Below are 14,030 nucleotides of genomic sequence, written 5' to 3'. Positions count from 1 at the left end.
GGCTGGTGACAGTGATTCGGCGCCCCTGCCGGAGTGGTTTGGTCAGTTCTCGTCCGTTACCACTTCGTGACCAACCGGCCCCTGCGGGCCGTCCAGCTCGGGCGACCAGCGCGCTCGACGCATGTCGAGCCTCCAGGTCGTCCTGCCCTGGGTCAGGGGCGTGCCCTCGACCCGGTACTGCTCCAGCGCGCGTGCCTCGTGGCGGACCGGCGGCATCCCACCGGACCGCACCACGCGCCACCACGGCAGGTCGGAGCCCTCGTGTGCCATCACCTTGCCGACCGCACGCGACGCGCGCGACCCCAGGACCGCGGCGACGTCGCCGTACGTCATCACCCGCCCGGACGGGATCGAGCGGACGACGTCGGCCACCGCGGCGCCGAAGTCCTGGTCCACTACAGCGTCAGCACCGCGAAGTGGTCGCCGTACTGGGTCTCGCGGACGACCTCGAAGCCGACGGCCGCGAAGAAGTCCTCGGGTGAGCCCTCACCGGGTTCGTACACGACGGTCAGGCGCTCGAAGCCGCGCTTGCGGGCCTCGTCGGCCAGACCGTGTACGGCGAACCGGCCGACACCGCGACCCTGCGCCGTGCCGGAGACGTTGACGCGCCAGATGCAGGCCTGCAGTTCCTCTTGCGGGTTCTCGGCGTCGAAACTGCCGATGATGAGCCCCACGACCTCGTCCCCGTCGAGGACGACCCGGGGCCACGAGGCACTGGGCTTCACGTCCGACTCGGCGACGCCGTACGTGGTCGGCTGCACGAACTGCTCCTGCCCCGGCTTGAGCGTCAGGGAGTTGGCCGCCGTGGCGGTGGCAGCGGAGAGTGCTTCGAGGCGGAGATCCGTCATGCGGTCAGGGTAACGGTGCGACCCGTGCGGGGGCCAGCGCTGACCGTCACACTCCTGCATCGACTGCGGTCGTGGCCGACGCGTACCGCGCCAGCACGACGTCGCGCCACGTCCCGACCGCAGCCACGGTGCCGATGACCAATGCCGCCAGCAGGCAGAGACTGCCGAGCGACCCGATGACCGCCCAGCCGCCGTCCCAGGCCCACGGCCACGTGTCGATGCCCGTGCCGAGGCCGGCGAGCACCAGCGCCGCGGTGCCGGTGCGTGTCGAGCGACTCGCGAGGGCCCACACGGCGAGGACGACCGTCACGACGACGACGAACGACGCCGGGATGCCGTGGTGCACTGCCGCGCCGACCAGGCCACCGACGACCACCACGAAGGGGACCAGGACGTTCCAGACCGGACGTCCGGAGCGCGCCGACATGACGGCCACCGCCGCTGCGGCGATCGCGGTGACGACGCCGAGGACGCGGATCGACCACGGGGCGAAGTCGATCCCGCCCTGGCTGACGACGCCGAGGACCACGAGCAGCACGCTCACGCCGACGACCGACCAGGACAGCACGGTGCGTCGTTCGAGGTGTTCGGGGAGCAGTCCGCGCTTCCGTGCGGCGCGGAACCCGACGACCAGCACGACCACGGCCGCGATCACCCCGGCGACGATCCACGTCACGTTGCCGAGTGCTGCCTGCGCCGCCGCGATCGACGACTGCAGCAGGAACCCGCAGCCGCCCCAGAGCAGCGCCCACGTCAGGCTGCCGATGAGCGAGGCCGTCGTGAACCGCGCCTGCGGGAGCTTGGCAGTCCCCGCGGCGAGGGGGGTCAGCGTGCGGATCACGGGCACCAGCCGTGTCGCGATGATCGCCATCGCGCCGCGCCGCTCCACCACACCGATGGCCGCGTCCCACCGCTCGACGCCCAGACGCTGCACGAACTTCCGGTCGCGGATGCCGCTGCCGAACCGGCGGCCCAGGAAGTACAGCACGTGATCGCCGACCGAGGCGCCGATCGTCACCGCGACGACGAGCACGATCGCACCGACGATGCTGTCGAAGGTCGCGCCGAGCAGCAGCACCGCGATCTCGCCCGGGACGAAGGGGCCGAGCCCGAGGACCTCGAGTGCCGCGAACCCCGCCGCGACCAGCCACCGGACGGCTTCGGGGATCTGGTCGGCGCTGTTCGTGAGCCAGGAGAGGATGTCCATGGCGGGAACGGTATCCGCGCACGGGCTCCGGCGGTGTCGTTCCGGCGTCGTTCCGTCGTGGTACCCGGGGACCATTCGGTCGCGCGGCTGCGCGGTAGGGTCCAGACATGGCGGAACACCGACGCGGCGCGAACCTGCCGTCGATCGGCGGCTTCAACCGGACGGTCGTGCTCGACGCCGTCCGCCGCTCACCGGACGGGCTGAGTCGCGTCGAGCTCGCTGGCCGCACGGGTCTCAGCGCACAGACCGTCTCGAACGTCACACGGTTCCTCATCGACGCGGGGATGATCGTCGAGTCCGGCACGGTGGTGTCGGGTCGGGGCAAGCCCCGGACGATCCTGCGGCTGGAACCGGGCAGCCGGTTCGCCGTCGGGGTGCACGTCGACCCCGCGGTCGTCACGTACGTGTTGCTCGACCTGGCGGGGACCGTGGTGGCGTCGACGACGACCTCGACCCCGACCGCCGACGACCCCGACCAGGTCATCCGGACGATGGCGTCCGCGATCGACGGGCTCGTCGCGTCGGCCGAGGTCGACCCGGACGCCGTCCTGGGTGTCGGGATCGCCAGCCCCGGACCGATCGACGTCAACGCGGGCATCGTCGTGGACCCGCCGTTCCTGCCGCGGTGGCGCGGGGTGCCCCTGCGCGACGCGTTGGCCGAGGCGACCGGACACCCGGTGCTGCTCGAGAAGGACGTCACCGCCGCGGCCGTCGGCGAGATGTTCCTGGCGGGGGAGTCCTCGGCGCGGAACTTCGCGTTCGTCTACTTCGGCACCGGCTTCGGCGTGGGACTGGTCGTCGATCACGAACCCGTGCGCGGGACCGGGGCGAACGCCGGCGACGCGGGGCACCTCATGGTCGACCAGGGCTCGCTCGCCGGGACGCCGGACGGCAACGGGGACCGTGGTGAAGTCGGTGCGGCGGTCGCTCCCGAGCGGCTCGTGCGCCTGGCTGCGACGCGGGGCCTGGACCTGACAGGTGGGGTGCCGGTCGCTGACGACGCCGGCGCGGTGGACCGGGCGTGGGACGACCTGGCCGCGGCCATCGACTCCGGTGACCCGACCGCGACCGCACTGGCCGCCGAAGCCGGCACCGTGATGGGCCGCGCCGCCGTCGTCATCGTCAACCTGCTGGACATCGACCGCGTCGTGTTCGGGGGACCGTTCTGGTCACGGATCGCCGCGGCGGCGCTGCCGGCCGCCCGCCAGGCGATCACCGGGTCGCCGATCCTGGTCCCGAAGCACCCCGTCACCGTCGTCGAGACCGACCGCGGAGCCGACGTGGCTGCTGTCGGGGCGGCGTGCCTGGTGCTCGACGCCGCGCTGTCGCCGCGGGCGAGCGCGCTGCTGATCCGGCGCTGAGGCGGCGCTGCGTGACCGTCTGACGGACTGGAGGTCCGGTGCCAGCTGGCACCGGGCCTCCAGTCCGTTCCTTCCCACACCACCGGTGATGGCAGGACGGATCGTGCGTGGTGCGGGAGAACTCCCGACCACCAACGCGCGGATCGACCGACCACGCGCGGATCGACCGACCACGCGGGAACCGGACTGCTGCCGAACCGTGACGATTCCCTCTTGACAAGCAATAAGTCAATACGGTGGACTAACTGCGCAGCGCGGGCACGGTAGCCCGCGGATCCGTGCAAAGGAGCACCGATGAAACGCACCCGCATCATCGCTGGACTCGCAGCCGTGGCAGTCGCCGCTGTGGGCCTGGCAGGCTGCTCGAGCTCGGGGTCCGCCTCGAGTGACACCATCAAGATCGCCTACCAGAAGTTCGGCGCCTTCCAGCAGCTCGACGCCCAGATGAAGACCGTCAAGACCGAGTACGAGAAGGCGAACCCGGGCAAGAAGGTCACGCTCGTCCCCATCCAGGCGCAGGGCAACGACTACTACACGAAGCTCGCGCTGATGAACAAGGCGCCCGCGACGGCCCCCGACGTCATGTACGAGGACACCTTCCTGGTCAAGGCCGACGCCCAGGCCGGCTACCTGCTGCCGCTGGACAAGTACACGGCGAAGTGGAAGGACTGGGACCAGTTCTACGACAACGCCAAGCAGGCCGGCGAAGGCGTGGACGGCAAGACCTACGGCGTCCCGATGGGCACCGACACCCGGGCCCTCTGGTACAACAAGGACATCTTCAAGAAGGTCGGCCTGCCCGTCCCGTGGCAGCCCAAGACCTGGGACGACGTGCTCGCCGCCGCGAAGACCATCAAGGAGAAGGACTCGGGCGTCATCCCGTTCAACATCTACTCCGGCAAGGCGCAGGGCGAAGCCTCGACCATGCAGGGCTTCGAGATGCTGCTGTACGGGGCGGACGGCTCCGGCAACACGCTCTACAAGGACAAGAAGTGGGTCACCGGCTCCAAGCAGTTCCAGGAGTCGCTGCAGTTCGTCAAGGACGTCTACCAGGGCGGCCTCGGCCCGACACCGCAGCAGGCGCTCGACACGAACGTCGGCACCACGATCGCCCAGACCTGGCTGCCCAAGGGCCAGCTGGCGATCGACCTGGACGGCTCGTGGCAGTCCGGCACGTGGCTGAAGACCGGCACCGCGCCGTGGTCCGAGTGGAACGACGTGATGGGTCAGGCAGCGATGCCGACGCAGAACGGTCAGTCGCCCGGCTACAACAGCATGTCCGGCGGCTGGACCCTGGCGGTCGGCAAGAACTCGAAGGCCCCGCAGGCCGCGTTCGACTTCATCTCGACGTTCCTCAACAAGGACGGCTCGCTGAAGTACGACACCGAGAACAGCCAGATCGCCGTCCGCAAGGACGTCGCCGAGGACTCCGCGTACACGGACGCCAACCCGACGTTCAAGTTCTTCTCCGGGCTGGTGGAACACACCAACTTCCGCCCGGCGACGAGTGACTACTCGCAGATCTCCAACGCCGTCCAGGTCGCCATGGAGTCCGTGATGACCGGTCAGCAGACACCGAAGCAGGCTGCCGCCGCCTACGACGACTCCGTCGTCCAGACGGTCGGCAAGAAGAACACCGTCTCCGGCTGACGCACCACCCACCGGACAGGAGGCTCGGCGCACGTCGTGCCCCGAGCCTCCTGTCCGGTTCCCCCTCACCTTCGGAAACCCCCTCCGCACCCGGAAGGCATCCACCCGTGTCCACCACCCCCCTCGCGCCGACGCTGTCGACGCCCGGTGCGCCGAAGCGCACCGACCCACCGGTGCCGCGCAAGCGGCGCCCGCTCCGGAACGCCGGGCGAGCGGTCCCGCTGCTGCCCGCCGTGGTCCTGCTCATCGTCTTCCTGGTCGGCCCCGTCATCTCGTCGTTCTACGGGTCGTTCACGAACTCCGCGCTGACCGGCGTCGGCGCTTCGGACCAGCAGTTCGTCGGCATGAAGAACTACGTCGAGCTGTTCCAGGACCCCGACTTCCCGAAGTCGGTCATCCTGACCGTCGTCTTCCTGTTCGCCTCGGCCGTGGTCGGGCAGAACGTGCTCGGCCTCGGCCTGGCGCTGCTCATGCGCGAGGCCAACAAGGTCGTCCGGTCGATCGTCGGCACCTTCGTCGTCGCGGCCTGGGTCCTGCCGGAGATCGTCGCCTCGTTCGCCGCGTACGCGTTCTTCAACGACCAGGGCACGCTCAACGAGTTCCTGTCGGTGTTCGGCATCAAGGGCGCGAACTGGCTGTACACGTTCCCGATGCTCGCGATCATCCTGGCGAACATCTGGCGCGGCACCGCGTTCTCGATGCTCGTGTACTCGGCCGCCGTGCAAGAGGTCCCCGAGGAGATCACCGAGTCCGCCGAGGTCGACGGTGCGACCGGGTGGCAGCGGCTGGTCTACATCACACTGCCGGTCATCCGTCGCAGCATCTCGACCAACCTCATGCTGACCACGCTGCAGACGCTGTCCGTGTTCACGCTCATCTACGTCATGACCGGGGGTGGGCCGGGGACGAACTCGTCCACGCTGCCGATCCTGGCCTACCAAGAGGCGTTCAAGTTCTCGCAGCTCGGCTTCGGGACCGCGATCGCGACCATCCTGCTCGTGGTGGGAGCGGTCTTCTCGATCATCTACATCAAGGCCTTGAAGCCGGAGGTGGACTGACCATGGCGATCACCGTTCCCGACCGTCCCGTGTCCAACGCGACCCGCTCGGTCACCGCACCCGGTGCCCTGCACATGACCTCGCCGCGCGGCCGCACCATGCGGTGGGTGGCCAACATCGTGCTGCTCGTGATCGCGGTGTGCTTCGCCGTGCCGCTGCTGTGGCTGGTGTTCGCCTCGCTCGACGCCCAGGCCTCGCTGTCGGTGAAGGTGCCGTCGCAGTTCACGCTCGACAACTTCGCCAAGGTGCTGACGCCCGAGCTGTCGTTCATCCCGCTCGCGAACAGCCTGCTGCTGTCCGGTGGCACCGCCGTCGTCACGGTGGTCGTCGCGCTGCTGGCGGCCTACCCGCTCTCGCGCTACAAGATGCGCGTGAACAAGCCGTTCCTGTACAGCATCCTGTTCGGCACCGGCCTGCCCATCACCGCGATGATGGTGCCCGTCTACGCGCTGTTCGTCTCGCTCAACCTGATCGACAACATCTGGGGATGCATCTTCTTCCTCGCCGCGACCAGCCTGCCGATGGCGATCTGGATGGCGAAGAACTTCATGGACTCGGTGCCGATCTCGCTCGAGGAAGCGGCGTGGACCGACGGTGCGTCGATGTTCACGACGCTGACCCGGATCGTGGTCCCGCTGATGCGCCCGGGCATCGCCGTGGTGTTCATCTTCGTGTTCATCCAGGCGTGGGGGAACTTCTTCGTCCCGTTCGTCCTGCTGCTCTCGCCGGACAAGGTGCCGGCCGCGGTCAGCATCTTCAACTTCTTCGGTCAGAACGGTGCGGTCGCCTACGGCCAGCTCGCCGCGTTCTCGATCGTGTACTCCGTGCCCGTCATCGCGCTCTACGTGATCGTGTCCCGCGGCCTCGGCGGGGGCAACGCCCTCGCCGGTGGTCTCAAGGGCTAGCGCGTCAGCGCTCTCCTCGGAAGGAACCTGCTCCATGCACAAGGACGAACCCCTCGTCGAAGCCCGGATCGCCCGCCTGGTGCGCGATCGCGTCGACCCCGCGGTCCACCGTCGTTCCGCGCCCGTCACCGTCACGTCGTGGGACGTGCCGGACGAGCCCGTGCCGTTCGCCACCGCCGTCGCCCAGGACTTCGCACCGTTCTCGGTCGGGGACCCCTGGGGCGTCCGCCCGTGGGGGACCACCTGGTTCCACGTCACCGGCACCGTCCCCGCCGACTTCGGCACCGCCGAGGGCACGACGGCCGAGCTGTTCGTCGACCTCGGCTTCACCCAGCGGCACCCCGGCTTCCAGGCCGAGGGGCTGGCGTACCGACCGGACGGCAGCACGATCAAGGCGATCGAGCCGCGCAACAACGCCGTCCCGCTGGCCGTCGGCCCCGGGGAGTCGTTCGAGCTGTACATCGAGGCCGGCGCGAACCCGGACATCGGCGGCGACTCGTTCCAGGGCGCGACACCGCTCGGGTCGCGCTCGACCGCCGGTGACCAGCCGATCTACCGCGTTGCGGCCCTGCAGGTCGTCGAGCGGGACGACACCGTCTGGGAACTGCAGCAGGACCTCTGGGTGCTGCGCGGGCTGATGGCAGAACTGCCGACCGACGGCACCCGCGGCGCGGACATCCTGCGGTCCCTCGAACGCGCGGCGGACGCCCTCGACCCGGACGACGTCGCCGGCACGGCCGCCGCCGCCCGTCAGGTCCTGGCGCCCGTGCTCGCCGTCCCCGCGTCGCAGGCCGCACACCACGCGATCGCCGTCGGGCACGCGCACATCGACTCCGCCTGGCTGTGGCCGGTGCGCGAGACGAAGCGCAAGTGCGCCCGGACGTTCTCGAACGTGCTCGACCTGATGGACCGTGACCCCGACTTCACGTTCGCGTGCTCGTCCGCGCAGCAGTACGCGTGGATCCGGGACGAGTACCCGGAGGTCTTCACGCGCATCAAGCAGCGCGTCGCCGAGGGGCGCTGGATCCCCGTGGGCGGCATGTGGGTCGAGTCGGACACGAACCTGCCCGGCGGCGAAGCGCTCGCGCGGCAGTTCGTCGCCGGCAAGCGGTTCTTCCTCGAGGAGTTCGGCGTCGACACCCCCGAGGCGTGGCTGCCGGACTCGTTCGGGTACACCGGAGCGCTGCCGCAGATCGTCCGCGCCGCGGGGTCGAAGTGGTTCGTCACGCAGAAGCCCTCGTGGAACGAGACGAACGTCATCCCACACACGTCCTTCCACTGGGAGGGCATCGACGGCTCGCGCATCCTGACGCACCTGCCGCCCGCGGACACCTACAACTCCGACGTCTCGCCCGCCGACCTGCACCGCGGCGAGCGACGGAACAAGGAGCGCGGCACCGCGAACACGTCGATGCTGCTGTACGGCTTCGGCGACGGTGGCGGCGGTCCCACGCGTGAGATGGTCGCCGCTGCCCGCCGCCAACACGACCTCGACGGATCACCGCGCGTCACGCTCGGCACCCCGGCGCAGGTCTTCGAGCAGCTCGAGCAGGAGCTGCCCGTGCCCGGTGTGTGGTCGGGGGAGATGTACCTCGAGTTCCACCGCGGGACCTACACGTCCCAGATCCGGACCAAGCAGGGCAACCGTCGCTCGGAGCACCTGCTGCGCGAGGCCGAACTGTGGGCCGCGACGGCTGCCGTCCGGCTGGGGCTCGACTACCCGTACGACGAGCTCGAGCAGGCCTGGCACACCGTCCTGCTGCAGCAGTTCCACGACATCCTGCCGGGGTCCTCGATCGCCTGGGTCTACGAGAACGCCGAGGAGAACTACCGCCTGGTCGCCGAGACCCTCGAGGGGCTGATCGGTGCCGCCACCACCGCGCTCGCGAACGGCGGTGCGCCAGCGCTCGCCGGGGCACGGTCGTCCGGAGCCCTGTCCTCTGGCGCCACGGCGTCGTCGGGCACCGGCCTGCTCGACGCACCCTCCGGTGACGCCGTCGGCGGCTCCGCCACCAGCGGGTCGGTCGTGCGGTTCAACGCCTCGCCCGTCACGGCGGGACACGCAACCGCCCTGGGCGGTTCCGTCGGTCCGGAGGCGCAGGCCGTGCCTCCCGTCCCGCACGGTGACGGCTTCGTGTTCGACACCGGTGCGGTCGTGGCGACCATCGACGCGGCCGGCCACGTCATGTCGTTCGTCGAGCACGTAACCGGCCGCGACGCGATCGCCCCCGGCGGCGCCGGTGCCGAGTACACGGTGTTCCGCGACACCCCGAACCAGTGGGAGGCGTGGGACATCGACCGCGCCTACCAGCGCAACGGGTCCCCGCTGGCCGCGTCGTCCGTCGCGATCGAGGGTTCGACGGTCGTCGTGGTCCGCTCGGTCGGGTCGTCGACCGTCACGACCCGGTACTCCGCGGTCGCCGGCGAACCCGAGCTGGTCGTCGAGACCGAGGTCGACTGGCACGAGCAGCAGAAGCTGCTGAAGCTGGCGTTCCCGCTCGACGTCCGGGCGTCCGTCGCCTCGAGCGAGATCCAGTTCGGCCACATCGACCGACCGACGCACCAGAACACGTCGTGGGACTTCGCCCGGTTCGAGACGAGTGCCCACCGCTGGGTGCACGTCGCCGAGCCCGGGTTCGGCGTCGCGGTGGCGAACGACTCCACCTACGGACACGACATCACCCGGGCGACCCGACCGGACGGGGGCACGACCACCCTGGTCCGCGAGTCGCTGCTGCGCGGCCCGACGTTCCCGGACCCGCACGCCGACCAGGGGCACCACGTGTTCCGCACGGTGCTGCGCATCGGGGCGTCGGTGCTCGACGCCGCGGACTCGGGCTACCGGCTCAACCTGCCGGTGCGGTCGGTGGCGGGGTCGGCCGAGGTCTCGCCGCTCGTGGTGGTGTCGTCGCCGCAGGTGTTGGTCGAGGCCGTCAAGCTGGCCGAGGACCGTTCCGGCGACGTCGTCGTGCGCCTGTACGAGGCGCTCGGTGGTCGGGCGACCGACGTCGGCGTCGACTTCGGGTTCGCGGTCGCGTCGGTCGAGCAGGTCGACCTGCTCGAGCGGCCGCTCGGTCCGTCGTGGGACGCGGGGGAGCCCGTCGTCATGACGCTCCGCCCGTTCGAGATCGTCACGCTGCGGGTGCGGCGGGCATAGACCGCGGCGCCGGACGGACACGGGTGCGTCCGTCCGGCGTCGTGCTGCACGCCGGGTTGGCAGGCCCGGGGTGCATGTGGCGCGGAGGAAGTCGAATCGCGCGCAGGGGGTCGGATCGCGCGTGGTGGGACGGAGTTCCCGACCGACCACGCGCGTTTCGACTCTCCGCCGCCTGGTGGTCGGTTGATCCCAGGGGCCTAGCGTGGGCGCATGCCCGTCACCGAGATCTGGCTCGTCCGTCACGGCGAGTCCACTGCGAACGTCGCTGCCGAGCGCGCCGAGGCGGCCGGTGACGACCTGATCGCGATCGAACAGCGCGACCCCGACGTGCCGCTCAGCCCCCTCGGTGAGCAGCAGTCGAGAGCCCTCGGTGCCGAGCTCGCCGAACGGGGCATGGGCTCGGTGCCGGTCGCGCTGTGGGTGTCGCCCTTCCTCCGGGCGCAGCAGACGATCGACATCGCGATCCAGGCCGGCGGTGTCGACAAGCCGCCGCGACGGGTCGACGAGCGATTGCGCGACCGAGAGCTCGGCGTGCTCGAGCGCCACACGCTGCGCGGCGTGGCGAACCGCCATCCGGACGAGGACGAACGCCGACAGCGGCTCGGCAAGTACTACCACCGGCCGGCGGGCGGCGAGTCGTGGGTCGACGTCCAGGCCCGGCTGCGGTCGGTCTTCGTGGACATCGACCGCGTCGACGGCCCCGCGCGCCTGGTCATCGCCGCGCACGACGTCGTGGTGACGCTGGCCGTGGCGGTGTGCCTGGACCTCGACGAAGCGGCCCTGACGGAGTTCACGGCCACCAACCCGGTCGGCAACGCGTCCCTGACCCGACTGGGTCGCGCGGGGCTCGGCCAGCCCTGGACCCTCGTCGAGTTCTCCGCTGTCGCCCACCTGGCCTGACCAAGCCCGGTCTCGCGAGACCCGCGGCGGCCCACACAGGAAGTCGTTTCGCGCGGAGGTGGTCCGAACTTCCGACCGACAACGCGCGATTCCACATCCTTCGCCGGAAGGGCCCCGTCAACCCCGGAGCGACTCCACGGCCTTGTCGATGCGGCGCTGCCGGGTCTCCGCGGCCTTCGCCTGCTCCACCGGATCGGCCAGCGCCCGCTGCCGCGAGTTCGACAGCGCGTCGAACGCCGGCCGCACCCCCGCCGAGTCCATCGCGGCCACCAGGTCCTCGGGCAGGGACACCGCGCGCGGCGCATCGTCGACGTCCAGCGTGACCTGGACCGTGTCCCCGGCAGCGACCCCGGACGCCGCACGGTGCGCTGCCGACAACGGGACCAGGAACTGCCCGCCCATCACCCCCACGGTGGAGCGGTACGTGTAGCCACCGTCCAGCGTGACCACCACGGCCGGGCGCTTCCCCGCACCCAACGCATCGATGACCTCGGGCGGGACCGGCAACCCGGTCGCCGTCTGTCGCGCCTGCAGGACCGTCGTCGTGAACTGCACCCGGGCCTCCAGACCGAGCCCGAAGCGGCGACCGCCGCGTCGTGAGGAACCGTACAACCGCACCGCCTGTTCCGCCAGCGTTCACCACTGCACCACGAGCCGGATACCGGCCGCGTCCACGATCATCCAGAACCCGAACCCCAGGGTCCCCGAACGCACCCGAAAGGCACTCTCCGTGCAGAACAAGCGCACCCTGGCCGGCATCGCCCTCGCCGCCGCCGCAGTGGTCACCCTCGCCGGTTGCTCGGCGACGAGCTCGGCCTCGACCGGCAGCAGCAGCGGCGCCGCCGCCTGGAAGACCGCAACGAGCGCCCAGTCCGCCGGCGGCATGGACGCCCTGGTCAAGGCCGCCAAGGCCGAGGGACAGCTCAACGTGATCGCGCTCCCGCCGACCTGGGCGAACTACGGCAAGATCATCGACGGCTTCAAGCAGAAGTACGGCATCACGATCAACTCGGCGAACCCGAACGGGTCGAGCGCCGACGAGGTCGCCGCCGTGAAGTCGCAGAAGGGCCAGTCGACCGCACCGGACGTGCTCGACCTGGGCAACGCGGTGCTGCAGCAGAACCTCGACCTGCTGACAGACTACAAGGTCGCGAACTGGAACGACATCCCCACGAACCTGAAGGACAAGGACGGCGCCTGGACCCGCGACTACACGGGCCTGATGTCGATCGGGTACGACTCCAGCAAGATCACGGACGCCCCGAAGGACCTGAAGGACCTGCTCGGCTCGGAGTACAAGGGCAAGGTCTCGATCGCCGGTGACCCGACCCAGGCGAACCAGGCCGCCAGCGCGGTGTACCTGGCGGCGCTGGAGAACGGTGGCTCGGCCGACGACATCACCAAGGGCGTCGACTACTTCGGCAAGCTCAAGCAGGCCGGCAACTTCCAGAACGTCCTGCCGTCGCAGGCCACGGTCGCCTCGGGCGAGACCCCGGTCGTCATCCAGTGGTCCTACAACAACCTGGCCTGGGGTCCGGACGCCGGCGCGTCGGGCAACAAGCACTGGAAGACCGTCGTCCCCGAGGGGCAGGCGCTCGGCTCCTACTACTCGCAGGCGATCAACAAGGACGCCCCGCACCCCGCGGCCGCACGCCTGTGGCAGGAGTACATCGCCAGCGCCACGGCGCAGAACCTCTACCTGCAGGCCGGCGCGTTCCCGTCGACCCTCGCCGCGCTCGAGAAGTCGGGCAAGGTCGACAAGGACGCACTCGAGGCCGCCGGTGGCGCGCCGAAGGACTACGTCGAGCTGAGCGACGACCAGGTCACCGCTGCCGCCAAGGTCCTGGCGGCCAAGTGGTCCTCGACGATGGGGTCCTGACCAGCATGACCACCGCATCGGCGCCCGGTGCGGCCGGGGTCCCGGCCGCCACCCTCGTCTCCGGCGAGCAGGCGACCGCGACCCGGGCCGAGGGCGCCGGTGCCACCGCCCGCCGCGACGCCGGACCCCGTGTCCGGCGCCGCGGCGGCATCGCGTGGCTCGGCCTGACCCCGTTCGCCGCGTACGTCCTGCTCTTCCTCGCCGTCCCCGCGGTCCTGGCCGTCGGGTCCGGGTTCTTCGACGCGTCGGGGCACCTGACGCTCGCGAACCTCGCCGCGTTCCGCGACCCCAGCGTGCTGCGGGCCTTCGGCGGCTCGTTCGGGCTGTCCGCGGCCTCCGCCGTGATCGGTGCCGTGATCGGTGCCGTCGTGTGCTGGGCGCTCGCCGCGCTCCGGCCGGACGGCATCGTCCGGTCGATGATCGACTCCGCCGCCAGCGTCCTGGCCCAGTTCGGCGGCGTGATGCTGGCGTTCGCGTTCATCGCGACGATCGGCACGCAGGGACTCGTGACGGCGTGGCTCGTCTCCACCTTCCACTGGGACCTCAACGCCGACGGCGCCTTCCTGTACACGGTGCCCGGGCTGGTGATCCCGTACGTCTACTTCCAGGTACCGCTGATGGTCCTGACGTTCATGCCGGCACTCGAGGGCGTCAAGACGCAGTGGGGTGAGGCCGCCGCGACCCTCGGAGCATCGCGCGCCACGTACTGGCGTCGCGTGGCCCTGCCCGTGCTCGCGCCGGCGTTCTGGGGATCGCTGCTGCTGCTGTTCGCGAACGGGTTCTCGTCGTTCGCGACCGCCGCGGCACTCATCTCGCAGGGCGGCATCGTCCCGCTGACGATCCGCGCGCAGCTCACCAGTGAGACGCTCATCGGCCTGCAGAACGTGGCCGGTGTCCTGGCCCTCGGCATGGTCGTCGTGATGGCGGTCGTGATGGGCGCGTACTCGCTGCTGCAGCGTCGCGCCGCCCGGTGGCAGCGATGAGCGCGGGAGCGCCGGCACGTCCGGCCCGGTCCATCCGGTCCGTCCGGTCTGGAGGCCCTGCTCGCGTCCCGCGGTTCGGCGC

The 14,030-nt window shown here is 70.5% G+C and carries 12 protein-coding genes; 8 read left to right on the top strand and 4 right to left on the bottom strand.

What is annotated here, in order from left to right:
* Positions 1–42: 42 nt before the first annotated feature.
* The 3 genes from MT346_RS10405 to MT346_RS10395 are packed head-to-tail and all read right to left on the bottom strand — an operon-like array spanning position 43 to position 2,055.
* Entirely contained in the window at positions 43–396 is a 354-nt protein-coding gene (locus tag MT346_RS10405; protein ID WP_243562990.1) for an MGMT family protein, read from the bottom strand.
* Positions 396–848 carry a GNAT family N-acetyltransferase gene (locus tag MT346_RS10400; RefSeq protein ID WP_243562989.1) on the bottom strand — a complete coding sequence of 151 codons (453 nt, stop codon included), beginning with the start codon at positions 846–848 and terminating at the stop codon, positions 396–398. The genes MT346_RS10405 and MT346_RS10400 overlap by 1 nt, the downstream gene beginning before the upstream one ends.
* 46 nt (positions 849–894) lie before the next feature.
* On the bottom strand, positions 895–2,055 hold the full coding sequence (locus MT346_RS10395; RefSeq protein ID WP_243562988.1) for a DedA family protein: 1,161 nt from the start codon (positions 2,053–2,055) through the stop codon (positions 895–897).
* A gap of 107 nt (positions 2,056–2,162) precedes the next feature.
* On the opposite strand from MT346_RS10395, the gene MT346_RS10390 reads away from it, so the two are divergent.
* From MT346_RS10390 to MT346_RS10365, 6 genes are all read left to right on the top strand, one after another.
* Positions 2,163–3,416 carry an ROK family transcriptional regulator gene (locus MT346_RS10390; protein ID WP_243562987.1) on the top strand — a complete coding sequence of 418 codons (1,254 nt, stop codon included), beginning with the start codon at positions 2,163–2,165 and terminating at the stop codon, positions 3,414–3,416.
* A 294-nt stretch (positions 3,417–3,710) separates the two neighbouring features.
* On the top strand, positions 3,711–5,066 hold the full coding sequence (locus MT346_RS10385) for an extracellular solute-binding protein (RefSeq protein WP_243562986.1): 1,356 nt from the start codon (positions 3,711–3,713) through the stop codon (positions 5,064–5,066).
* Positions 5,067–5,173: 107 nt separating this feature from the next.
* On the top strand, positions 5,174–6,124 hold the full coding sequence (locus tag MT346_RS10380; protein WP_374202522.1) for a carbohydrate ABC transporter permease: 951 nt from the start codon (positions 5,174–5,176) through the stop codon (positions 6,122–6,124).
* A gap of 2 nt (positions 6,125–6,126) precedes the next feature.
* A complete protein-coding gene (locus MT346_RS10375) occupies positions 6,127–7,029 on the top strand; it encodes a carbohydrate ABC transporter permease (protein ID WP_374202521.1) in 903 nt (300 codons plus the stop codon).
* A gap of 34 nt (positions 7,030–7,063) precedes the next feature.
* Positions 7,064–10,186, top strand: coding sequence for a glycoside hydrolase family 38 C-terminal domain-containing protein (locus tag MT346_RS10370; protein ID WP_243562985.1), 3,123 nt, complete (start codon positions 7,064–7,066; stop codon positions 10,184–10,186).
* A gap of 210 nt (positions 10,187–10,396) precedes the next feature.
* Positions 10,397–11,086, top strand: coding sequence for a histidine phosphatase family protein (locus MT346_RS10365; protein ID WP_243562984.1), 690 nt, complete (start codon positions 10,397–10,399; stop codon positions 11,084–11,086).
* 117 nt (positions 11,087–11,203) lie between these two features.
* Here the strand turns inward: MT346_RS10365 and MT346_RS10360 are convergent, their stop codons facing one another.
* Entirely contained in the window at positions 11,204–11,641 is a 438-nt protein-coding gene (locus MT346_RS10360; RefSeq protein ID WP_243562983.1) for a YdeI/OmpD-associated family protein, read from the bottom strand.
* A gap of 175 nt (positions 11,642–11,816) precedes the next feature.
* Between MT346_RS10360 and MT346_RS10355 the strand changes: the two genes are divergently transcribed.
* Both MT346_RS10355 and MT346_RS10350 read left to right on the top strand, forming a co-directional pair.
* Positions 11,817–12,965 (top strand): ABC transporter substrate-binding protein, encoded by a 1,149-nt coding sequence (locus MT346_RS10355; RefSeq protein ID WP_243562982.1) that lies wholly within the window; start codon positions 11,817–11,819, stop codon positions 12,963–12,965.
* Between the two features lie 5 nt (positions 12,966–12,970).
* Complete coding sequence (locus tag MT346_RS10350; RefSeq protein WP_243562981.1) at positions 12,971–13,948, top strand: ABC transporter permease subunit; 978 nt, start codon at positions 12,971–12,973, stop codon at positions 13,946–13,948.
* Positions 13,949–14,030 lie beyond the last annotated feature (82 nt).

The organism is Curtobacterium sp. VKM Ac-2922, assembly GCF_022815645.1.
GTDB lineage: Bacteria > Actinomycetota > Actinomycetes > Actinomycetales > Microbacteriaceae > Curtobacterium.
This window is presented reverse-complemented; position numbering and strand designations above follow the sequence as displayed.